Origin of the sequence: Streptomyces cinereoruber (assembly GCF_009299385.1) — a bacterium.
Lineage (GTDB): Bacteria > Actinomycetota > Actinomycetes > Streptomycetales > Streptomycetaceae > Streptomyces > Streptomyces bikiniensis.
The window spans coordinates 2102015-2122736 of sequence record NZ_CP023693.1 but is presented as its reverse complement, the minus strand read 5'-3'; the positions used below and the strand labels follow the sequence as shown (position 1 = coordinate 2122736).

The 20722-nt window shown below is 72.2% G+C and carries 18 protein-coding genes; 12 read left to right on the top strand and 6 right to left on the bottom strand.

Annotated features, from left to right (window positions below; translation table 11 throughout):
- Positions 1-269 precede the first annotated feature (269 nt).
- From ftsZ to CP977_RS09325, 6 genes are all read left to right on the top strand, one after another.
- Positions 270-1487, top strand: coding sequence for a cell division protein FtsZ (ftsZ, locus tag CP977_RS09350; RefSeq protein ID WP_030205535.1), 1218 nt, complete (start codon positions 270-272; stop codon positions 1485-1487).
- A complete protein-coding gene (gene pgeF, locus CP977_RS09345) occupies positions 1484-2260 on the top strand; it encodes a peptidoglycan editing factor PgeF (RefSeq protein WP_152369901.1) in 777 nt (258 codons plus the stop codon). Before ftsZ ends, pgeF begins: the two co-directional genes overlap by 4 nt.
- Positions 2260-2979, top strand: coding sequence for a YggS family pyridoxal phosphate-dependent enzyme (locus tag CP977_RS09340; protein ID WP_062756503.1), 720 nt, complete (start codon positions 2260-2262; stop codon positions 2977-2979). The genes pgeF and CP977_RS09340 overlap by 1 nt, the downstream gene beginning before the upstream one ends.
- A 122-nt stretch (positions 2980-3101) precedes the next feature.
- Positions 3102-3722, top strand: a complete 621-nt coding sequence (locus CP977_RS09335; RefSeq protein ID WP_030205527.1) for a cell division protein SepF — start codon at positions 3102-3104, stop codon at positions 3720-3722.
- A gap of 81 nt (positions 3723-3803) precedes the next feature.
- Complete coding sequence (locus CP977_RS09330) at positions 3804-4094, top strand: YggT family protein (RefSeq protein ID WP_017238790.1); 291 nt, start codon at positions 3804-3806, stop codon at positions 4092-4094.
- Between the two features lie 64 nt (positions 4095-4158).
- Positions 4159-5256, top strand: coding sequence for a DivIVA domain-containing protein (locus tag CP977_RS09325; RefSeq protein WP_062756506.1), 1098 nt, complete (start codon positions 4159-4161; stop codon positions 5254-5256).
- A 170-nt stretch (positions 5257-5426) separates the two neighbouring features.
- Here the strand turns inward: CP977_RS09325 and ileS are convergent, their stop codons facing one another.
- Entirely contained in the window at positions 5427-8570 is a 3144-nt protein-coding gene (ileS, locus tag CP977_RS09320) for an isoleucine--tRNA ligase (RefSeq protein WP_152369900.1), read from the bottom strand.
- 549 nt (positions 8571-9119) lie between these two features.
- On the opposite strand from ileS, the gene CP977_RS09310 reads away from it, so the two are divergent.
- The 6 genes from CP977_RS09310 to CP977_RS09285 all read left to right on the top strand — a co-directional run bounded on the left by CP977_RS09310 (position 9120) and on the right by CP977_RS09285 (position 14361).
- On the top strand, positions 9120-9908 hold the full coding sequence (locus CP977_RS09310) for a TraR/DksA family transcriptional regulator (protein ID WP_152369899.1): 789 nt from the start codon (positions 9120-9122) through the stop codon (positions 9906-9908).
- Between the two features lie 132 nt (positions 9909-10040).
- Complete coding sequence (gene lspA / locus CP977_RS09305; RefSeq protein WP_062756513.1) at positions 10041-10625, top strand: signal peptidase II; 585 nt, start codon at positions 10041-10043, stop codon at positions 10623-10625.
- Between the two features lie 17 nt (positions 10626-10642).
- A complete protein-coding gene (locus CP977_RS09300) occupies positions 10643-11584 on the top strand; it encodes an RluA family pseudouridine synthase (protein WP_062756515.1) in 942 nt (313 codons plus the stop codon).
- A complete protein-coding gene (locus tag CP977_RS09295) occupies positions 11581-12048 on the top strand; it encodes a GNAT family N-acetyltransferase (RefSeq protein ID WP_062756517.1) in 468 nt (155 codons plus the stop codon). Before CP977_RS09300 ends, CP977_RS09295 begins: the two co-directional genes overlap by 4 nt.
- Positions 12049-12127: 79 nt before the next feature.
- A complete protein-coding gene (locus CP977_RS09290) occupies positions 12128-13714 on the top strand; it encodes a Na+/H+ antiporter (protein ID WP_062756520.1) in 1587 nt (528 codons plus the stop codon).
- A 65-nt stretch (positions 13715-13779) separates the two neighbouring features.
- On the top strand, positions 13780-14361 hold the full coding sequence (locus CP977_RS09285) for a dienelactone hydrolase family protein (protein WP_062756522.1): 582 nt from the start codon (positions 13780-13782) through the stop codon (positions 14359-14361).
- Positions 14362-14443: 82 nt separating this feature from the next.
- Here the strand turns inward: CP977_RS09285 and CP977_RS09280 are convergent, their stop codons facing one another.
- From CP977_RS09280 to CP977_RS09260, 5 genes are all read right to left on the bottom strand, one after another.
- The gene (locus CP977_RS09280; protein ID WP_229991573.1) at positions 14444-15457 is read right to left on the bottom strand and encodes a zinc metalloprotease; all 1014 of its coding nucleotides are present in this window, start codon (positions 15455-15457) and stop codon (positions 14444-14446) included.
- Between the two features lie 326 nt (positions 15458-15783).
- Positions 15784-17445, bottom strand: coding sequence for an alkaline phosphatase D family protein (locus tag CP977_RS09275; RefSeq protein WP_183953171.1), 1662 nt, complete (start codon positions 17443-17445; stop codon positions 15784-15786).
- A gap of 204 nt (positions 17446-17649) precedes the next feature.
- Positions 17650-18465: a DsbA family protein gene (locus tag CP977_RS09270; RefSeq protein ID WP_062756524.1), complete on the bottom strand. Its 816-nt coding sequence runs from the start codon at positions 18463-18465 to the stop codon at positions 17650-17652.
- 59 nt (positions 18466-18524) lie between these two features.
- Complete coding sequence (locus CP977_RS09265) at positions 18525-19211, bottom strand: hypothetical protein (protein WP_062756525.1); 687 nt, start codon at positions 19209-19211, stop codon at positions 18525-18527.
- 37 nt (positions 19212-19248) lie between these two features.
- Positions 19249-20607 carry a DUF2252 domain-containing protein gene (locus tag CP977_RS09260; protein ID WP_109185743.1) on the bottom strand — a complete coding sequence of 453 codons (1359 nt, stop codon included), beginning with the start codon at positions 20605-20607 and terminating at the stop codon, positions 19249-19251.
- Positions 20608-20722 lie beyond the last annotated feature (115 nt).

Genomic DNA, 20722 nt, shown 5'->3' with positions numbered 1-20722 from the left:
CCGCTGGCCAGCACCCTGGTTGGCCAGCGCTACGGGTGATCACATAGGGTGAAAAGAAAAACGGGAGGTTCGGCGTGTTCGTTGAACGTGCGCCGCTTGTCGACTTAGTGTCCTGTTCGGAAGAGTCCAGCGAACAGAGACACTGGTAACCCTAAACTTCAACGTTAGGGTTTGGGTCGGCGTTTCGGACCGTCCCAATCGGCATCCGTCGTCGCAGCGCGGCCAACCGCGCGGTGGCGACACGTAACTCGAGGCGAGAGGCCTTCGACGTGGCAGCACCGCAGAACTACCTCGCAGTCATCAAGGTCATCGGTGTCGGCGGCGGTGGTGTCAATGCCATCAACCGAATGATCGAGGTCGGTCTCAAGGGCGTCGAGTTCATCGCGATCAACACCGACGCGCAAGCGCTGTTGATGAGCGACGCCGACGTCAAGCTCGACGTCGGCCGTGAACTCACCCGCGGCCTCGGGGCCGGGGCGAACCCGGCCGTCGGTCGCAAGGCGGCAGAGGACCACCGCGAGGAGATCGAGGAGGTCCTCAAGGGGGCCGACATGGTCTTCGTCACCGCCGGCGAGGGCGGCGGCACCGGCACCGGCGGCGCCCCCGTCGTCGCCAACATCGCGCGCTCGCTCGGCGCCCTCACGATCGGCGTGGTCACCCGGCCGTTCACCTTCGAGGGCCGCCGCCGCGCCAACCAGGCGGAGGACGGCATCGCCGAGCTCCGCGAAGAGGTCGACACCCTCATCGTCATCCCCAACGACCGGCTGCTCTCGATCTCGGACCGCCAGGTCTCCGTGCTCGACGCCTTCAAGTCGGCCGACCAGGTCCTCCTGAGCGGTGTCCAGGGCATCACCGACCTCATCACCACCCCGGGTCTGATCAACCTCGACTTCGCCGACGTCAAGTCGGTCATGTCCGAGGCCGGTTCGGCCCTCATGGGCATCGGCTCCGCCCGCGGCGACGACCGCGCGGTGGCCGCCGCGGAGATGGCGATCTCCTCGCCGCTCCTGGAGGCCTCCATCGACGGCGCCCGCGGCGTGCTGCTCTCCATCTCCGGCGGCAGCGACCTCGGCCTCTTCGAGATCAACGAGGCCGCGCAGCTGGTCAGCGAGGCGGCCCACCCCGAGGCCAACATCATCTTCGGCGCCGTCATCGACGACGCCCTCGGCGACGAGGTCCGGGTCACCGTCATCGCGGCCGGCTTCGACGGCGGCCAGCCGCCGGCCCGCCGGGACAACATCATCGGCTCGGTCTCCGCCAAGCGCGAGGAGCCCGCCCCGGCGCCCCGCGCCACCGAGACCTCCCGCCCGCTGGGCGGCCTCGGCACGGTGACCCCCCGCGAGGACCCGGCCCCCGCGCCGGTCGAGCCCCCGGCCCCGGTCGTCAACGAGGCCCCGCTGACCCCGGCCCCGCCGGTGGTCCCCCCGGCCCGTCCGTACGCGGACAGCCAGGCCGAGGAGCTGGACGTCCCGGACTTCCTGAAGTGATAGGACGGCGCTCCGCCGCGAACGGCGCGCACTTCGCCTTCACCGACCGGTGGGGCGGGGTGAGCGCCGTTCCGTACGAGGAGCTCAACCTCGGCGGCGCGGTGGGCGACGACCCCGGCGCCGTGCTCGCCAACCGGGCGCTCGCCGCCGGGGCCCTCGGGCTCGACCCGGCCCGGGTGGTCTGGATGAACCAGGTGCACGGCGCGGACGTCGCCGAGGTCGAAGGCCCCTGGGGAGACGCGGAGATCCCCTCCGTCGACGCCCTCGTCACCACCCGGCGCGGGCTCGCCCTCGCCGTCCTCACCGCCGACTGCGTCCCGGTCCTGCTCGCCGACCCCGTCGCCGGGGTCGCGGCCGCCGCCCACGCCGGGCGGCCCGGGATGGTCGCCGGGGTCGTCCCGGCCGTCGTAGAGGCCATGACCGGCCTGGGCGCCGACCCCGCCCGGATCGCCGCCCGCACCGGACCGTCCGTCTGTGGACGGTGCTACGAGGTGCCGGAGGCGATGCGCGACGAGGTCGCCGCCGTCGAACCGGCCGCCGCCGCGGAGACCTCCTGGGGGACCCCCGCCGTCGACGTCGCCGCCGGAGTGCGCGCGCAGCTCGCGCGGCTCGGGGTCCGGGACGTCGAGGACGCCGGGGTCTGCACCCTGGAGTCCCGCGACCACTACTCGTACCGCCGCGACCGCGCCACGGGGCGACTCGCGGGATATGTCTGGTTGGACGTCGAGTCCTCCCGGGGCGCGGCCCCCGGATCCCCGGCAGGAAAGAGCTGATGACGGACCGCACGGCGGAACTCGCCGAGAACCTGGCCCGGGTGGAGGCGCGCATCGCCGCCGCCTGCGCCGCCGCAGGACGCGCGCGCGAGGACGTCACCCTGATCGTGGTGACCAAGACCTACCCCGCGAGCGACGTGAGAATCCTCCACGGCCTGGGCGTCCGGCACGTCGCCGAGAACCGGGACCAGGACGCCGCGCCCAAGGCGGCCGCCTGTGCCGATCTCGACCTCACCTGGCACTTCGTGGGCCAGTTGCAGACGAACAAGGTCAAGTCGGTGGTCGGTTATGCCGATGTCGTGCAGTCCGTCGACCGATCGAAGCTCGTTTCCTCGCTCTCCGCCGCGGCGGAGAAGAGGGAGCGCGAACTCGGCTGCCTGATCCAGGTCGCGCTCGACGCGGAGTCCGGCGAGCGGGGCGACCGCGGCGGCGTGTCGCCCGACGGGATCGAGGAGTTGGCGGCGGCCGTGGACGACGCGCCCGGGCTGCGGCTCGACGGCCTGATGACGGTCGCCCCGCTCGCCGGCCCGTACGCCGGGGAGCCCCGCGCGGCGTTCGACCGGCTGATGGATTTGTCGACTGCCCTGCGCGCGACCCGTCCGGCTGCGAACATGGTGTCCGCGGGGATGAGCGGAGACCTCGAAGAGGCCGTCGCCGCCGGGGCGACACACGTACGCGTCGGTACGGCGGTACTCGGTGTCCGCCCCAAGCTCGGGTAACGTCGCGAAGCAAGTCGGACCACAGCAGAAAATATGGTCATTCCGCAGAACGGCGGGACGGCCCGTGGATCGCCGGCACTTGGTGACAAGGCCGATCCACCACAGAGCGGAGGAATCGGAGAATGGCCGGCGCGATGCGCAAGATGGCGGTCTACCTCGGCCTCGTGGAGGACGATGGGTACGACGGCCGGGGCTTCGACCCCGACGACGACTTCGAACCCGAGCTGGAGCCGGAGCCGGAGCGCGACCGGCGTCACGTCCCCCCGCGGCAGGTGGAGCACGAGGAACCGGTGCGCGTGGTGAAGCCCCCGGCCCCCCGGGAGCCGGTCGCCCATTCCGTCCCGGTACTCGCCGAAAGCGGACGTCCGGCCCGAATTGCCCCCGTGGCATCCATCACACCCGAACGCCCGAGCCTGGAGAAGAACGCACCGGTGATCATGCCCAAGGTCGTGTCCGAGCGGGAGCCCTACCGCATCACCACGTTGCACCCCCGGACCTACAACGAGGCCCGTACCATCGGGGAACACTTCCGTGAGGGCACCCCGGTGATCATGAACCTCACGGAGATGGACGACACGGACGCGAAGCGACTTGTCGACTTCGCCGCCGGACTCGTCTTCGGGCTCCATGGCAGCATTGAGCGCGTGACGCAGAAGGTGTTCCTGTTGTCGCCTGCTAACGTCGATGTCACGGCGGAGGACAAGGCCCGGATCGCAGAGGGCGGATTCTTCAACCAGAGCTGAGAACACAGGAACCGGACGGACCGGTCGCGAGGGCGGCCGGACGAGCGAGAGCACGCAAGCCAGGGGAGAGGGAAACGCGGGATGGGCGTCGCACTACAGGTGGTCTACATCGTGCTGATGTGCTTCCTCGTCCTCCTGATCGTCCGGCTTGTCATGGACTACGTCTTCCAGTTCGCCCGTTCATGGCAACCCGGTAAGGCGATGGTGGTCGTCCTTGAGGCCACCTACACTGTCACCGATCCACCGCTCAAGCTCCTGCGGCGGCTGATCCCGCCGCTGCGTCTCGGGGGCGTGGCACTCGACCTGTCCTTCTTCGTTCTGATGATCATCGTCTACATCCTGATCTCCATCGTGAGCAGCTTCGCGAGGTGAGTGAGGTGCCTGTGGACGGTACGGTCTTGCCGACTGCCGACGACTACGTAGAGGTGAAGAAGAGATGCCGCTGACTCCCGAGGACGTGCGGAACAAGCAGTTCACGACCGTCCGCCTTCGAGAAGGCTATGACGAGGACGAGGTCGATGCCTTCCTCGACGAGGTCGAAGCCGAGCTGACCCGCCTGCTCCGCGAGAACGAGGACCTGCGCGCCAAGCTGGCCGCCGCGACGCGCGCCGCCGCGCAGAACCAGCAGCAGCAGGGCATGCGCAAGCCCCCGGAGCAGCAGGATCGTCCCGTCGGTCCCGGGGCCCCGGTACCCGCCGCCATATCCGGACCGCCGGTCCAGCAGCAGCCGCCGCAGATGGGCCCGCCGCAGCTGCCTTCCGGTGCTCCTCAGCTTCCCGCCGGCCCCATGCAGGGCGGCCCCATGCAGGGCGGGCCCATGGGCCCCGGCCCGATGCAGGGCGGCCCCATGCAGGGTGGGCCGATGGGTCCCGGCCCGATGCAGGGCGGTCCGATGGGCCACCCGCAGCAGATGCAGCAGCAGCCCGCGCAGGGTCCGGGCGGCGACAGCGCCGCGCGCGTCCTCTCGCTGGCCCAGCAGACCGCCGACCAGGCGATCGCGGAGGCCCGTTCCGAGGCCAACAAGATCGTCGGCGAGGCGCGCTCGCGCGCCGAGGGCCTGGAGCGGGACGCCCGCGCCAAGGCCGACGCCCTGGAGCGGGACGCGCAGGAGAAGCACCGCGTCGCGATGGGCTCCCTGGAGTCCGCCCGCGCCACCCTCGAGCGCAAGGTCGAGGACCTGCGGGGCTTCGAGCGCGAGTACCGCACGCGCCTGAAGTCGTACCTGGAGTCGCAGCTGCGCCAGCTCGAGACCCAGGCCGACGACTCGCTCGCCCCGCCGCGCACCCCGGCCGCGGCCTCCCTGCCGCCGGCCCCGTCGATGGCCTCGGCCGGCGCCGGTGCGCCGTCCTACGGCGGCGGCACCATGGGTGGCGGCCCGTCCATGGGCGGTGGCCCGTCCTACGGCGGCGGTCAGCAGCAGATGTCCCCGGCGATGACCCAGCCGATGGCTCCGGTCCGTCCGCAGGCACCGCAGCCGATGCAGCAGGCTCCGGCGCCCATGCGGGGCTTCCTCATCGACGAGGACGACAACTGACGGCGGGCGGTCGCGCGACGAGCGCGTAGCCGTCGGCAGGCTACGAGGGCCGGCTCCCGGGAAACCGGGGGCCGGCCCTTCGTCGTGTCCGGAGCCGTACGGGAGGTACGACGGGGGGAAGCGGAAGGCCCGGCGCCCCAGGACGGGGTGCCGGGCCTTCGTCGGGCCGGTTACGCCTTGCGGAGGCGGAACGTCAGGCCGAGGGAGTCGTCCGTGAACGGGGCGCCGTAGGTGTCGTCGGCCTCGCCGTTGGCGTGGTCCGTCGCCAGGACCTCGTCCGCGATGAGGGCCGCGTGGGCCGTCAGGGCGTCCGTGGTCTCCTCGGAGTCCGAGGTCCAGCGCAGGGCGATGCGGTCGGCGACGTCGAGGCCGCTGTTCTTGCGGGCCTCCTGGATGAGGCGGATCGCGTCGCGGGCCAGGCCGGCGCGGCGCAGCTCCGGGGTGATCTCCAGGTCCAGGGCGACCGTCGCGCCCGCGTCCGAGGCGACCGACCAGCCCTCGCGGGGGGTCTCCGTGATGATGATCTCCTCGGGGGTGACGGTGATCGTCTCGCCGTTCACCTCCAGGGGCGCCTCGCCGGAACGCAGCGCCAGGGAGAGGGCCGCCGCGTCCGCCGCCGCCACCGCCTTGGCCACGTCCTGGACGCCCTTGCCGAAGCGCTTGCCCAGGGCCCGGAAGTTCGCCTTGGCCGTGGTGTCGACCAGCGAGCCGCCGACCTCGGAGAGGGACGCCAGGGAGGAGACGTTCAGCTCCTCCGTGATCTGGGCCTGGAGCTCGGGGGAGAGCGCCGCGAAGCCGTTGGCCGCGACCAGGGCGCGGGAGAGCGGCTGGCGGGTCTTCACGCCGGACTCGGCACGGGTCGCGCGGCCCAGCTCGACCAGGCGCCGGACGAGCAGCATCTGCTCGGAGAGCGTGCCGTCGATCAGGGACGCGTCCGCCTCCGGCCAGGTGGCCAGGTGGACCGACTCCGGGGCGCCCGGGGTCACCGGCACCACCAGGTCCTGCCAGACCCGTTCGGTGATGAACGGGGTCAGCGGGGCCATCAGGCGCGTGACCGTCTCCACGACCTCGTGCAGGGTCCGCAGGGCCGCCTTGTCGCCCTGCCAGAAGCGGCGGCGGGAGCGGCGCACGTACCAGTTGGACAGGTCGTCCACGAACGCCGACAGGAGCTTGCCGGTGCGCTGGGTGTCGTACGCCTCCATCGCCTCGGTGGCCTCGGCCACCAGCGTGTTCAGCTCGGAGAGCAGCCACTTGTCGAGGACCGTGCGGTCGGCCGGGGCCGGGTCCGCCGCGCTCGGCGCCCAGCCGGACGTCCGGGCGTACAGCGCCTGGAAGGCGACCGTGTTCCAGTACGTGAGGAGGGTCTTGCGGACGACCTCCTGGATCGTGCCGTGGCCCACCCGGCGGGCCGCCCACGGCGAGCCGCCGGCCGCCATGAACCAGCGGACGGCGTCGGCGCCGTGCTGGTCCATCAGCGGGATCGGCTGGAGGATGTTCCCCAGGTGCTTGGACATCTTGCGGCCGTCCTCGGCGAGGATGTGGCCCAGGCAGACCACGTTCTCGTACGACGACTTGTCGAAGACCAGGGTGCCGACGGCCATCAGCGTGTAGAACCAGCCGCGGGTCTGGTCGATCGCCTCGGAGATGAACTGCGCCGGGTAGCGGCTCTCGAACAGCTCCTTGTTCTCGTACGGGTAGCCGTACTGCGCGAACGGCATCGAGCCCGAGTCGTACCAGGCGTCGATGACCTCCGGGACGCGGACGGACTCCAGGGAGCAGCCGTCCTCGGGGCAGGCGAACGTGACCGCGTCGATGTACGGGCGGTGCGGGTCCAGGCCCGACTGGTCGGTGCCGGTCAGCTCGGTCAGCTCGGCGCGCGAGCCCACGCAGGTGAGGTGCCCGTCCTCGCAGCGCCAGATCGGCAGCGGGGTGCCCCAGTAGCGGTTGCGGGAGAGGGCCCAGTCGACGTTGTTGGTCAGCCAGTCGCCGAAGCGTCCGTGCTTGACCGACTCCGGGAACCAGTTCGTCCCCTCGTTCTCCGCGAGCATGCGGTCCTTGACCGCGGTCGTGCGGATGTACCAGGACGGCTGCGCGTAGTAGAGCAGCGCCGTGTGGCAGCGCCAGCAGTGCGGGTAGCTGTGCTCGTACGCGATGTGCCGGAAGAGCAGGCCGCGCGCGTCCAGGTCGGCGGTCAGCTTCTCGTCGGCCTTCTTGAAGAAGACGCCGCCGACCAGCGGCACGTCCTCCTCGAAGGTGCCGTCGGGGCGGACCGGGTTCACGACCGGCAGGCCGTACGCCTTGCAGACCTTGAGGTCGTCCTCGCCGAAGGCGGGGGACTGGTGGACCAGACCCGTGCCGTCCTCGGTCGTCACGTACTCGGCGTTGACGACGTAGTGCGCGGGCTCCGGGAACTCGATCAGCTCGAACGGGCGCCCGTACGTCCAGCGCTCCATGTCCTTGCCGGTGAAGGTCTCGCCGGTGGTGACCCAGCCCTCGCCGAGCGCCTTGTCCACCAGCGGCTCGGCGACGACGACCTGCTCGTCGCCGTCGGTGGCGACCACGTAGGTGACCTCGGGGTGGGCGGCGACCGCCGTGTTGGACACCAGGGTCCACGGAGTCGTCGTCCAGACCAGGAGCGCCGCGCGGCCGGCCAGCGGGCCGGAGGTCAGCGGGAAGCGGACGTAGACCGAGGGGTCCACGACCGTCTCGTAGCCCTGCGCCAGCTCGTGGTCCGAGAGGCCGGTGCCGCAGCGGGGACACCAGGGGGCGACCCGGTGGTCCTGGACCAGCAGGTCCTTGTCGAAGATCTGCTTGAGCGACCACCAGACCGACTCGATGTACGAGGGGTCCATGGTCCGGTACGCGTCGTCCAGGTCGACCCAGTAGCCCATCCGGGTCGTCAGCTCGGCGAAGGCGTCGGTGTGCCGGGTCACGGACTCGCGGCACTTGGCGTTGAACTCGGCGATGCCGTACGCCTCGATGTCCTTCTTGCCGGAGAAGCCGAGCTCCTTCTCGACGGCGAGCTCGACCGGCAGGCCGTGGCAGTCCCAGCCGGCCTTGCGGGCCACGTGGTAGCCGCGCATGGTCCGGAAGCGGGGGAAGACGTCCTTGAAGACGCGGGCCTCGATGTGGTGGGCGCCCGGCATGCCGTTGGCGGTCGGCGGGCCCTCGTAGAACACCCACTCGGGGCGGCCCTCGGACTGCTCCAGGGTCTTCGCGAAGACCTTGTTCTCCTGCCAGAAGTCGAGCACGGCGTGCTCGAGGGCGGGCAGGTCGACCTGGGCGGGCACCTGGCGGTACTGCGGCGCTGTCATGCGGCGGACTCTCCTCCGGACGGACGGTTCTGCTTCCGTCGGAGGGACGAGAGCGCTGCTCCCGCGGTACCACCCTCCTTGGCCCCGGGCGCGACCGCCCGAAGCCCCCTCATTGGGGTCGCGACGCCGGGTCTAGTCGCCGCACCCCGGGGTGCGGCTTTCTTCCGGCGGCTCCGGGGTGATGCTTCACATCGGGCTCGCCCCCGGGCTCTCACCGTCCCCGGGTCGCTCATGGCTGCGTACGACGCTACTCGTCCCCATCCAAGCCTTTCGCTGGGCCCAGTGTACGGCGCCCGGGGAAGGAGGGCGGACCGGTTTTCCGTGACCCGAATGGCCACACGGGGGCCGCCGGGCCCGGGGTGGGGCCATGTGGGGGAGGGGAGGGGCGGATAACCGGCCGGGGAGCTGGGCACAACGGAAGCGGGCCGCCCCGGCGGGGAGCGGGGGCGGGTGGGCACGGCGGCGTGCCCCGTTGCCGCGGGCCCCGGGCCGATTTATCGTCCCAGCACGATTCGCGAGCAAGATCACAAAATGTGAAGGGGCCGCGACATGGTGGCGAAGAAGACCGCCGCGAAGAAGACCACGGCCGGGAAACGGACGGCGGTCGCCGGGCACCCCACGGTCGCGGAGGAACCGGAGGCCCCCGAGGAGAAGGGGACCGGGAGGGCGGGCGCCAAGAAGGCGGTCGCGAAGAAGGTGGCGGCCGCGAAGAAGACGGTCGCGAAGAAGGCCGCGGCGGCCAAGAAGGCCGTCGTGGAGAAGAAGACGGGAGCGGCGGCCCCCGCCGAGGCGGCCTCCGCCGAGGACGCCGCCGCTCCGGGCGCGCCCGCCAGGAAGGCGTCCGCGCGGAAGCAGACAGGAGCCAGGACGGTGGCAGCGAAGAAGACCGCGGGTGGCGTGACGACCGTCGAGGACGGGGCCGCGGTGCCCCCGGCCCGTGCCGGTGAGCTCGCGGTCCGTCCGGGCGAGGACCCCTGGACGCCGGAGGAGGTCGCCGAGGCCCGCGACGGTCTCCAGGCGGAGGTGCTGAGGCTCCGCAGCGAGCTGGCCCACTCCCAGGAGGAGCTGACGGGCCTCATGCGGGACTCGGGCGACGGCGCCGGGGACGACCAGGCCGACACCGGCACCAAGAACATCACCCGCGAGCACGAGCTGGCCCTCGCGGCCAACGCCCGGGAGATGCTGGAGCAGACCGAGCACGCCCTGGAGCGGCTCGACGCCGGCACGTACGGCCTGTGCGAGGTGTGCGGCAAGCCGATCGGCAAGGCCCGCATGCAGGCCTTCCCGAGGGCCACCCTCTGCGTCGAGGACAAGCAGCGGCAGGAGCGGCGCGGCTGAGGCGGGCGGCGCCCGGGGCCCGGCCCGTGCCGCCCGGGCGCCGCGTGACCGGCGGTCTCGGATGCCGTTCTCGTACGCCTGTGCCGTACCCTCGGTGCACGGTCAGGCATCGAGGTCGAGGGACTCACTCACGTGGCAGAGGCGGAGCGCATCATCGGTACGCCGGATTCAGCAGGGGCCGACGAGTCGGCCGCCTCCGACGGCACGGAGGCTCCCGTCGAGCGTCCCCGGGGCAGGCGCAGGATCCTCGCCCTGTTCGTGGTGGCCCTCCTGGCCTATCTGCTCGACCTCGGCAGCAAGATCCTCGTGGTCGAGAAGCTGGAGGGCCGCGAGCCGATCCGGGTGATCGGCGACCTGCTCCGCTTCGACGCCATCCGGAACCCGGGCGCCGCCTTCGGCATGGGCGAGGCCTTCACGATCATCTTCACCTGCATCGCCGCCGCCGTGATCGTCGTGATCATCCGGCTCGCCCGGAAGCTCTACAGCCTGCCCTGGGCCATCGCGCTCGGCCTGCTGCTCGGCGGCGCGCTCGGCAACCTCACGGACCGGATCTTCCGCTCGCCCGGCGTCTTCGAGGGCGCGGTCGTCGACTTCATCGCCCCCGCGCACTTCGCCGTCTTCAACCTCGCCGACTCGGCGATCGTCTGCGGCGGCATCCTCATCGTGATCCTGTCGTTCCGGGGCCTGGACCCGGACGGGACCGTCCACAAGGACTGACAAGGCATACTCGACGGGTGAGTACGAGTCCCGAGATCCGCACGCTGCCCGTTCCCGATGGCCTGGAGGGCGAGCGCGTCGACGCCGCCATCGCCCGTATGTTCGGGTTCTCCCGTACGAAGGCGGCCGAGCTGGCCGCCGCAGGGAAGGTCCAGGTCGACGGCTCCGTCGTCGGCAAGTCCGAACGGGTCAGCGGCGGCGCGTGGCTGGAGGTCGAGATGCCGGGCGCGGCCGCGCCCGTGCAGATCGTCGCGGAGCCCGTCGAGGGCATGGAGATCGTCCACGACGACGACGACATCGTCGTGATCATGAAGCCGATCGGCGTCGCCGCCCACCCCAGCCCCGGCTGGACCGGCACCACCGTCATCGGCGGCCTCGCCGCCGCCGGCTACCGCATCTCCACCTCCGGCGCCGCCGAGCGCCAGGGCATCGTGCACCGCCTCGACGTCGGCACCTCCGGCCTGATGGTGGTCGCCAAGTCCGAGTACGCGTACACCTCGCTCAAGCGCCAGTTCAAGGAGCGCACGGTCGACAAGCGCTACCACGCGCTGGTCCAGGGGCACCCCGACCCGATGAGCGGCACCATCGACGCCCCCATCGGCCGGCACCCCCAGCACGACTACAAGTGGGCGGTCACCGCCGACGGCAAGCCCTCCGTCACGCACTACGACCTCGTCGAGGCGTACCGCTCGGCCTCGCTGCTCGACATCAAGCTGGAGACGGGCCGCACCCACCAGATCCGGGTGCACATGTCCGCCCACCGCCACCCCTGCGTCGGCGACCTCACCTACGGCGCCGACCCGACCCTCGCCAAGCGCCTCGGCCTGACCCGGCAGTGGCTGCACGCCGTCCGCCTCGGCTTCGAGCACCCCGGCGACGGCTCGTGGGTCGAGTTCGCCAGCACCTACCCCGAGGACCTGCGCAAGGCCCTGGACCGGATCGAGGCGGAGAGCCGGTGACCACCGCGTACGACGTCCGCGAGGCCCTGGGCGACGAGGACCGGGAGGCCTGCTTCGCGGTCCGCCGCGAGGTCTTCGTCGAGGAGCAGGGCGTGCCCCGGGAGCTGGAGTACGACACGTACGACGCGACCGCCGTGCACGTCCTCGCGGTCCGCGCCGACGGCCTGCCGCTCGGCACCGGGCGCCTGCTGCACGGCGCCGACGCGCTGGGCAAGACCGGCGCCGACGCCTCCGTGGGCTCGCTCGGCCGGCTCGCCGTCGCCAAGGCGGCGCGCGGCCTCGGGGTCGGCGCGGCCCTGGTCCGGGGCATCGAGGACGTGGCGCGCGAGCGGGGTCTGACCGCCGTCGACCTGCACGCGCAGACCCACGCCCTCGGCTTCTACGAGCGGCTGGGGTACGAGGCGTACGGCCCCGAGTTCCCGGACGCGGGCATTCCGCACCGGGCCATGCGCAAGGCGCTGTAGCCGCACCGCTCTCCGGCCGCCCCCGGCGCCCGCCGGGGGCAACACGTGTGAAAACGGGCGTTCGTGGCAGGCTGAGCCCGTGGATCAATTGGCCCTGCTGTTCCTGCTGCTCCTCGGCGCCCTGCTCACCGTCCCCCTCGGTGAGCGGCTCGGGCTGCCCGCGCCCGTCCTGATGACCCTCGTCGGGATCGTGCTGGCCTTCCTGCCCTTCGTACCGAACGTCGAGATCCCGCCGGAGTACATCCTTCCGCTGGTGCTGCCGCCCCTCCTCTACGCGGCGGTGCAGCGGACCTCCTGGCGCCAGTTCGCGGCCAACAAGCGGCCCATCTTCCTGCTCGCGGTGGCCCTGGTCTTCGTCACCACGGCCGCCGTCGGCGCCGTCGCCAACGCGCTCGTGCCCGGCATCCCGCTGGCCGCCGCCATCGCGCTCGGCGCCCTCGTCGCCCCGCCGGACCCGGTCGCCGCGACCGCCGTCGCGGGCTCGCTCGGCCTGCCCCGCCGGCTCGTGTCGATCCTGGAGGGCGAGGGGCTCTTCAACGACGTCACCGCGATCGTGCTCTACCACGTGGCGATCGCCGCCGCCGTCAGCGGCTCCTTCTCCCTGCCCGCGGCGGCCGGCGCGCTCGTGCTCTCCGCCGTCGTCGCCGTGGCCGTCGGCCTGGGGCTCGGCTGGCTCTCCAACAAGCTCATCGGATACCTGGGCGACGCCACCCTCCAGACCGGCCTCACCCTCCTCGTCCCCTTCGTGAGCTACGTGCTCGCCGAGGAGCTGCACGGCTCCGGCGTCCTCTCCGTCCTGGTCACCGCGCTCTTCCTGGCCGAGCACGCGGCCGACGCCGACGACGTCATGGGCCGGCTCGCCGGGCAGACCTTCTGGGAGATCGTCGACACCCTCGTGACCGGCATCGCCTTCGGCCTCATCGGCCTGGAGGTCGTCCACGTCTTCGGGTACGCCGACGGGCACGTCCTGGAGATGCTCGGCTGGGGCGCGGCCGTGGCCGGGACGGTCGTCGTCGTCCGGCTCCTGTGGCTGCTGCCCGCCACCTGGCTGGCGCAGCGGATGCACACGCTCCGGGACGTGGACGAGGAGATCCCGGTGAGCTGGCGGGAGACCGTCGTCATGTGGTGGGCGGGGATGCGCGGCGTGGCCTCGGTGGCCCTCGCGCTCGCCGTTCCGCTCACCACCGACGACGGCGAACCCTTCCCCGGACGCGCGGAGATCGTCTTCATCGCCTTCTGCGTGATCCTCACCACCCTCGTCCTCCAGGGGCTCACCCTGCCCGCCCTGGTCCGGCGGCTCGGCGTGAAGGCCGACACGGAGACCGAGCGGGCCCTGGAGCGGGAGCTGGCGATCCGGGCCGCGAAGGCGGCCAAGCGGCGGCTCAAGGAGATCGAGGAGGTCGAGGACCTGCCGGAGGAGGTGCAGGAGCGGCTCCACCGCGGCGCCTTCGACATCGGGGCGCGGATCAGCCCCGACATGGTGGACGACGAACGGCGGGCCGCCTTCACGGAGCGGGTGGACCGCTTCAAGGCGGTGCAGCGCATCCAGAAGGAGCTGATGTCGGCCGCCCGGCACGAGGTCCTGGCGGCGCGCAGCGAACCGGGCGCCGACCCCGAGGTGGTGGACCGGGTCCTGCGCCAGCTGGACGTGCGCAGCATGCGGTGAGCGGGGCGGCCGGCGGTGGGCCCGGCTTTCGGGGCCGGTCCGCCGCGGGTGGCAGGATGGCGTCCATGGACATCATGCTTTTCCACTCGGTGTACGGACCGCGCCCGGCCGTGGAGGCCGCGGCCGACCGGCTGCGGGAGGCCGGGCACCGGGTGTGGACGCCGGACCTCTTCGACGGCTGGACCACCGATTCGGTCGAGGAGGGCATGGCGAAGCGGGACGAGATCGGCAAGGACGAGCTCCTGAAGCGCGCGATCCTGGCCGCCGCCCCGTACTCGGAGCGCGGCCTCGTCTACGCCGGCCTCTCGCTGGGCGCGTCGGTCGCGCAGACCCTGGCCCTCGGCGACGAGAAGGCGCGCGGCCTGCTGCTCCTGCACGGCACCTCGGACCTCGCGCCGAACGCGTCGGTGGACGAGCTGCCCGTACAGCTGCACGTGGCCGAGCCCGACCCCTTCGAGACGGACGACTGGTTGTCCGCCTGGTACCTCCGGATGGGCCGGGCCGGGGCGGACGTGGAGATCCACCGTTACCGGGGCGCCGGGCACCTCTACACGGACCCGGAGCTGCCGGACTGGGACGCGGAGGCGGCCGAGCGGACCTGGGCGGTGGCGCTCGCGTTCCTGGAGGAGCTGGCGGACGCGGAGTGACTCCGTAACTTTGTACGGACGTGCGCCGGGGGCGCGGCGGGAGGCTCTTCCCGTCGCGCCCCCGGTGTGTGTACCGAGCCGGTCAGCCCGCGCGGTACGCGGTCCAGTGCTGGTTCATCCGGGACACCTGGCCCGCGGTGAACTGGTACATGCAGGAGTCGTACGTGTAGTCCATGAAGTTGTGGATCGGGTCCGCGCCCGCCGTGGTGCAGGTGTCGCGGCCCGTCGGGCACTCGTACGCGGGGCTCGACTCGGCCGGGGTGTCGGCGACGGAGTCGCCGCTGCCGCCGCAGCCGCCCTGGAAGGTGTGGTACAGCCCCATCCAGTGGCCGACCTCGTGCGTACCGGTGTCGCCCTGGTTGTAGTTGGCCGCCGAGCCGCCCGGGAGCGAGGCGTCTAGGACGACGACGCCGTCCATCTTCGGCTGGGACTTGTACGAGGACGGGAAGGTCGCCCAGCCGAGGAGGCCGCCGCTCAGCTTGGCGGTGTAGAAGTTCAGCGCGCCCGCACCGCCCTTGCGCAGGGTCTGCTTCATCTGCTTCTCGGCGGTGGAGCCGGAGGCCAGGTTGTACCAGGTCGAGTTGTTCGTGTAGTCGGTGCCGGCCAGCGTGAACTGGAAGTTGGTGTTCGCGTTGCCGGTGCCCTGGCCGCCGTAGGCCGCGTTGAGGACCGCGATCTGGCTGTTGATGGCGGAGGCGGAGAGCTTGCCCGTCGTCCCGGAGTGGATGACGTGGAAGTAGACGGGAACGTTGACCACGGCGGCGGCCCGGCCCGAGGCGGCGGCCCGGGCGGCACTGGCGGTCGCGGCCGGGGAGAGCGACGACAGTCTCTTCCGGAGGTCCGCGTCCATGGCCTTGGCCTGGGCGGCCGAGACCTCGTTGGGCTCGGCGGCGTGCTGGTCGGCGCCGCGCGCCTTGCGGGCGCCGGAGAAGGCGTCGGAGTGGGAGTCGGAGTGGACGCCGTCCTCGCACTCCTCGGCGGAGAGGGACGCGGAGCCGCGGTCGGCGGTGGAGGCGCCGGTGGCGACGGGGGCGGAGAGCGGCGCCAGGGCCAGCGTTCCGGCCATGACGGCGGTACCGATGACACGACGTGACATACGCGGGGATATACGGGCAAGAGCACGCACGGTGACTCCTCGTGGGGGGTGTGCGGAGGAACTTCCTCCGCCACGCCGGGGAGATTACGCGTCCATGTCAGGGGTCGTTGAGGAGTGATCAGGCCCAATCATCCGTGGGGCAATTCGGCGCAACGGGAAGAAAATCTTCTGCGCCTTCCGGAGTTTGAGACGCCGACGTAATGGATCGGAGGACGGAGGCGGGTGGTGTGTCCGGATTCGATCGCCGAAACTCGCCACCCGCCGTAGTCGTGTGATCTCCCGTTAACAGAAGGGATCTTGGCTGAAAACAGTCCCTCTCGGAGGGGTCAGAGGACCGGCTGGTACACCCGCTCGACACGCTGCGTTCCGCTCGCCGTCCGGTACGAGCGCGCCCAGGCCGTCGTCGCGTCCGGGTCCGCCTTGTCGGAGACCGTGTAGTAGTCCATCTGCGAGCGGGCGGCGGTCACGTCGAGCACGCCGTAGCCGTGGTGGTCCATGTCCACCCACTTCACATGCCGGTTGGCCGCCTTCACGGCGGTCGCCGCCACCGCCGAGAGCGTCCCCGGCGCCACGTGCAGCAGGTCGTCCAGGTTGTCCGAGGTCACCGAGGTGACCACGAACTCGGTCGCCGCCGAGGCCGAGAGCGGATACGTCGCGGCCTTCACCGGCACGTCGTTGGCCCAGGCCATGTGGATGTCGCCGGTCAGGAAGACCGTGTTCCGGACACCCCGCGCCGTCAGGTGCGCGAGCAGCTCCTTCCGGTCGTCCGTGTACCCGTCCCACTGGTCCGCGTTGACCGCGAGGCCCTCCTTCGGCAGGCCCATCAGCTCCGCGAGCGGCGCCAGGAGGTGGGCGGGCAGGGCGCCGAAGGCGACCGGCGAGATCATCACCGAGGTCCCGACCAGCTGCCAGGTCGCGTCCGAACCGGCCAGGCCCGCCTTGAGCCAGTCCAGCTGGGCGCGGCCGGTGATGCTCCGCTCCGGGTCGTCCACCGCGCCGCTGCCCGTCCTCGCCTGCGCCGAGCGGAACGACCGCAGGTCGAGCAGGTGCAGATCGGCCAGCCTGCCGAAGCGCAGGCGCCGGAAGACCGTGCCCTCCGTGGAGGCCCGGACCGGCATCCACTCGAAGTACGCCTGCTTGGCGGCCGCGACCCGGGCCGCCCACGCGCCCTCGGCGCCGGGCGTGTGGTTCTCGGCCCCGCCCGTCCAGGCGTCGTTGGCGAACTCGTGGTCGTCCCAGATGGCGATCACCGGGTGCGCCGCGTGCAGCGCCCGCAGGTCGGGGTCCGTCTTGTACGTCCCGTGCCGGGCGCGGTAGTCGGCGAGCGAGACGGTCTCGTGGCGCGGCTCGTGGGCCCGGACGGTGTACTTCGCGTCGGGGTAGACCCCGCTGGCGTACTCGTAGAGGTAGTCGCCGAGGTGGAGCACCGCGTCCAGGTCGGCGCGGGCGGCGAGGTGGCGGTACGCGGAGAAGTGCCCCGCCTCCCAGTTCGCGCAGGAGACCACGCCGAAGCGGACGCCGGGCGCGGCCTCGTCGGCGGCCGGAGCGGTACGGGTCCGGGCGGCCGGCGAGACGACACCGTCCACGGTGAAGCGGAACCAGTAGGCGGTGGCCGGGCGCAGGCCCCGGACGTCCGCCTTCACGGTGTGGTCGGTGGCGGCGCCCGCCGTGGTCGCGCCGGAGGCGACGACCCGGGCGAAGGCGCGGTCCTCCGCGACCTCCCAGCCGACCCGGACGTCCGGGCCGAGGCCGGAGCCGGGCACGGCCTCGGGGACGGGGGTGACGCGCGTCCAGAGCAGGACGCCGTCGGGCAGCGGGTCGCCGGAGGCGACGCCGTGGAGGAAGGCGGGGGCCGTGGCCTCCGCGAGGGCCGGGGAGGCGGCGCCCAGGAGCGCGGGCACGGCGACGGCGGCGGTGGCGGCGGCCTTCACGACCGTGCGGCGGGTGGGGGCGGAAGGCGAAGACGAGGATATGAAACGACTGGTCACGGGCAGTCAGATTACTGACGGGTATGGCCGGGAGGGAGGCGAAATCCGGAAGTTCGCCGGCTGGACGCCGCCCGGTGACCCGGACGCCGCCCCGGACGCCCGGATCCTTCCGCCGTCCCCGGAGCCCCGCCGCCCCGGACGCGCCTCGGCCCCGGACCGGTGGGTCCGGGGCCGGGAAGGAGCCGGTGGAGCGGGCGGCGGGCGTCAGCCCTTGAGGGCCGCCGTGATCGCCGTCGTGAACTGCTCCGGGGTCATCGGCGGATTGTCGGTGCCCTCGACCGTCACCGGCTTGCCGTCCATCTTCAGCGTCGGCGTGCCCTTCACCCCGCTGTCGTCGAAGGCCTTGGACATCTTCATCGCCCAGGCGTCGAAGGTGCCCTCCTCGACGTTCTTCTTGAACGCGGCGTTGCCCTTGAGCGCCGGGACCGACTCCGCGACCTCCAGGAGGTAGGAGTCCTCGCCGAACTTGTCGTCGTTCTCCTCCGGGTGGAACTCCGTGGAGTAGAGCGCGGCCTTGTACTTCAGGAAGGCCTCCGGGCTCACGTCCAGGGCCGCGCCGAGCGCCGACAGGGCGTTCTTCGAGCCCTCGCCAGGGACGGCGTCGTCGATGAAGGTGGCGCCGACGTACCGGATCTTGTACTTGCCGGCCTCGACGTCCTTCTCGATCGTGGAGCCCACGGACTGCTCGAAGGTCGCGCAGACCGGACAGCGCGAGTCCTCGTACAGCTCCAGGGTCTTCTTCGCCGACGCCTCGCCGACGACGACCGTCGTGCCGTTCGCGCCCGAGGTGTTCTTCGGGGCCGTGACGGTCGTCGCCTCGGCCGCCGTCTCCCACTGGGAGGGCTTGTTGGCCTGCACCACCGCGTAGCCGATGCCGCCGGCGACGGCCAGGACGGCCACCGCCGAGCCGGCCACGACGAGCTGCCGGCGCGCCCGGTCCTTCTTCGCCTGCCGCTCGCGCTCCTCGCGCAGCCGCTCGCGGGCCGCCGCCTTGTTGGCCTTGCTGTTGCGTGCACTCATGATCGTCTTCTCCGTGGGGAACCGTGAAAAAGGGGGAAAGGGGATGCCGCGGGGCTCGCTCAGACGAGAGCGAGACCCGGACGCGGCGGCCCCCGCCGCCCCACGGAGTGCACGAGGAGCCGGGTGCGCGAGGACCGGGGCCGGCCCCCGGGGCGCCCGGTGCGCCGGGGCGCCGGACCACCCGTACGGAAGAAGGCCGCCACGAGCAGCAGCGGCCGGAACGCGAAGGCCTCCACCGCGCCGACCAGCCGGGCGAGCGCCCGCTCCCCGCCGCGCAGCCAGCACGCCGCCGAGAACCCGACGCCCACGTGGGCCAGGAGCAGCAGCCACGGCAGCGCCGGATCGGGGGAGGAGAGGAGCGCGGCCGCGTGCCCGCTCTCCGGGGCCGCGACGCCGGGCAGCGGGACCCCCACGGCGCCGCCGCAGAAGACCTCCACGCCCACCGCGCGCAGCGACCCGGAGACCGGCCCGCCGGCGGGGCCGTAACAGACCGCCTGACCGCTGGTGAAGAGGGTGTCGGCCGCCAGCTCCAGCGGGACGAGGAGCCCGGCGATCGGACCGAGGCCGCGCTCGCGGCCGGCCAGCGCGTACGCCACGGCGAAGACGCCGGCGGCGACCGGGACGACCGTCCCCACCGGCAGCGGCACGCCCGAGAGCAGCACGTGGGACGCCACGGACAGCGTCACGACCAGTGCCGTGAAGAACGCCGCCCGCAGCGCCCTCAGCTGCGTCCCTGCCGTGTCCATCGCCCAGGAGTGTCCCACGCGGGCGCGTAAGGGGTCCCTAAAGGGAAGCTGTGGACGTCTCCCCGGGGCCCCGGAGCCCCGGGATCCGGCCGTTGCGGAAGAGGTCCACGAAGATCTGGTGGTCCGCCCGGGCGCGGGCCCCGTAGGCGTGCGCGAAGTCCACGAGCAGCTCCGCGAAGCCCTCCCCGTCGGCGCCGATCGCCGCGTCGATGGCCCGCTCCGTCGAGAACGGCACGAGCGAGTGCCCGCTGGAGTCGTCCGCCGCCGCGTGCATGGTCGCCGTCGCCCGCCCCAGGTCCGCCACGGTCGCCGCGATCTCGGCCGGGTCGTCGATGTCCGACCAGTCCAGGTCCACCGCGTACGGCGAGACCTCCGCCACCAGCTGCCCCGCGCCGCCCAGCTCCGTCCACCCCAGCCAGGGGTCCGCGTGCGCCTGGAGCGCCCGCTGCGAGATCACGGTCCGGTGCCCCTCGTGCCGGAAGTAGTCCCGTACCGCCGCGTCCGTCACGTGCCGGGAGACCGCCGGGGTCTGCGCCTGCTTGAGGTAGATCACGACGTCGTTCTCCAGGGCGTCGCTGTTCCCCTCCAGGAGGATGTTGTACGAGGGGAGGCCGGCCGAGCCGATGCCGATCCCGCGCCGCCCGACCACGTCCTTCACCCGGTACGAGTCGGGGCGGGCCAGGCTGGACTCCGGCAGGGTCCCCAGATAGGCGTCGAAGGCCGTGAGGACCTCGCGGCGGGTGGCCGCGTCCAGCGCGATCGCGCCGCCGCCCGCCGAGAAGCGGCGCTCGAAGTCCCGGATCTCGGTCATCGAGTCGAGCAGCCCGAAGCGGGTCAGAGACCGGGCCGTGCGCAGGGCGTCGAGCAGCGGCCCGTCGGCGGTCTCCAGGGTGAAGCCGGGCACCTCGTCCGCCTCGGCGCCGGCCGCCAGGACGCCGATCCGCTCCCGGTAGGCGGCGGCGCAGATCCGCACCAGCTCGGTGATCTGCCCGTCGCTGAGCGCCTTGGCGTACCCGATCAGGGCGAGCGAGGCCGCGAGCCGCTTCAGGTCCCAGGTGAAGGGGCCCACGTACGCCTCGTCGAAGTCGTTGACGTTGAAGATCAGGCGCCCGTTGGCGTCCATGTACGTGCCGAAGTTCTCGGCGTGCAGGTCGCCGTGGATCCAGACCCGGCCGGTGCGCCCGTCCAGGTACGGTCCGCCCCGCGCCTCCCCCTCCAGGTCGGCGTAGAACAGGCACGCGGTGCCCCGGTAGAAGGCGAAGGCGGAGCCGGCCATCTTCCGGAACTTGACGCGGAAGGCCGCCGGGTCGGCGGCGAGCAGCTCGCCGAAGGCGGTGTCGAAGACGGCGAGGATGTGCTCGCCGCGCTCGGCGGCGGCGGGCTGGGGGACCGGCATCGGGCGCCTCCTGGCAAGGGAAGAATGTTCACGACAAATGGGACAGGTGTTCCCCGCCTCACAACGCGCGACCCTAGCCCCCGAGTGCCCCGCCGGACCCTCCCGCCCGACTAGA

Excerpts from the sequence above, each read along its gene's own strand:
- CP977_RS09280 (WP_229991573.1), bottom strand. The coding sequence starts at position 15,457 with ATGTCACGTCGTGTCATCGGTACCGCCGTCATGGCCGGAACGCTGGCC.
- CP977_RS09285 (WP_062756522.1), top strand. The coding sequence starts at position 13,780 with ATGGACATCATGCTTTTCCACTCGGTGTACGGACCGCGCCCGGCCGTG.
- CP977_RS09260 (WP_109185743.1), bottom strand. The coding sequence starts at position 20,607 with ATGCCGGTCCCCCAGCCCGCCGCCGCCGAGCGCGGCGAGCACATCCTC.
- CP977_RS09335 (WP_030205527.1), top strand. The coding sequence starts at position 3,102 with ATGGCCGGCGCGATGCGCAAGATGGCGGTCTACCTCGGCCTCGTGGAG.
- CP977_RS09340 (WP_062756503.1), top strand. The coding sequence starts at position 2,260 with ATGACGGACCGCACGGCGGAACTCGCCGAGAACCTGGCCCGGGTGGAG.
- CP977_RS09330 (WP_017238790.1), top strand. The coding sequence starts at position 3,804 with ATGGGCGTCGCACTACAGGTGGTCTACATCGTGCTGATGTGCTTCCTC.
- CP977_RS09310 (WP_152369899.1), top strand. The coding sequence starts at position 9,120 with ATGGTGGCGAAGAAGACCGCCGCGAAGAAGACCACGGCCGGGAAACGG.
- ileS (WP_152369900.1), bottom strand. The coding sequence starts at position 8,570 with ATGACAGCGCCGCAGTACCGCCAGGTGCCCGCCCAGGTCGACCTGCCC.
- CP977_RS09325 (WP_062756506.1), top strand. The coding sequence starts at position 4,159 with ATGCCGCTGACTCCCGAGGACGTGCGGAACAAGCAGTTCACGACCGTC.
- CP977_RS09265 (WP_062756525.1), bottom strand. The coding sequence starts at position 19,211 with ATGGACACGGCAGGGACGCAGCTGAGGGCGCTGCGGGCGGCGTTCTTC.
- CP977_RS09270 (WP_062756524.1), bottom strand. The coding sequence starts at position 18,465 with ATGAGTGCACGCAACAGCAAGGCCAACAAGGCGGCGGCCCGCGAGCGG.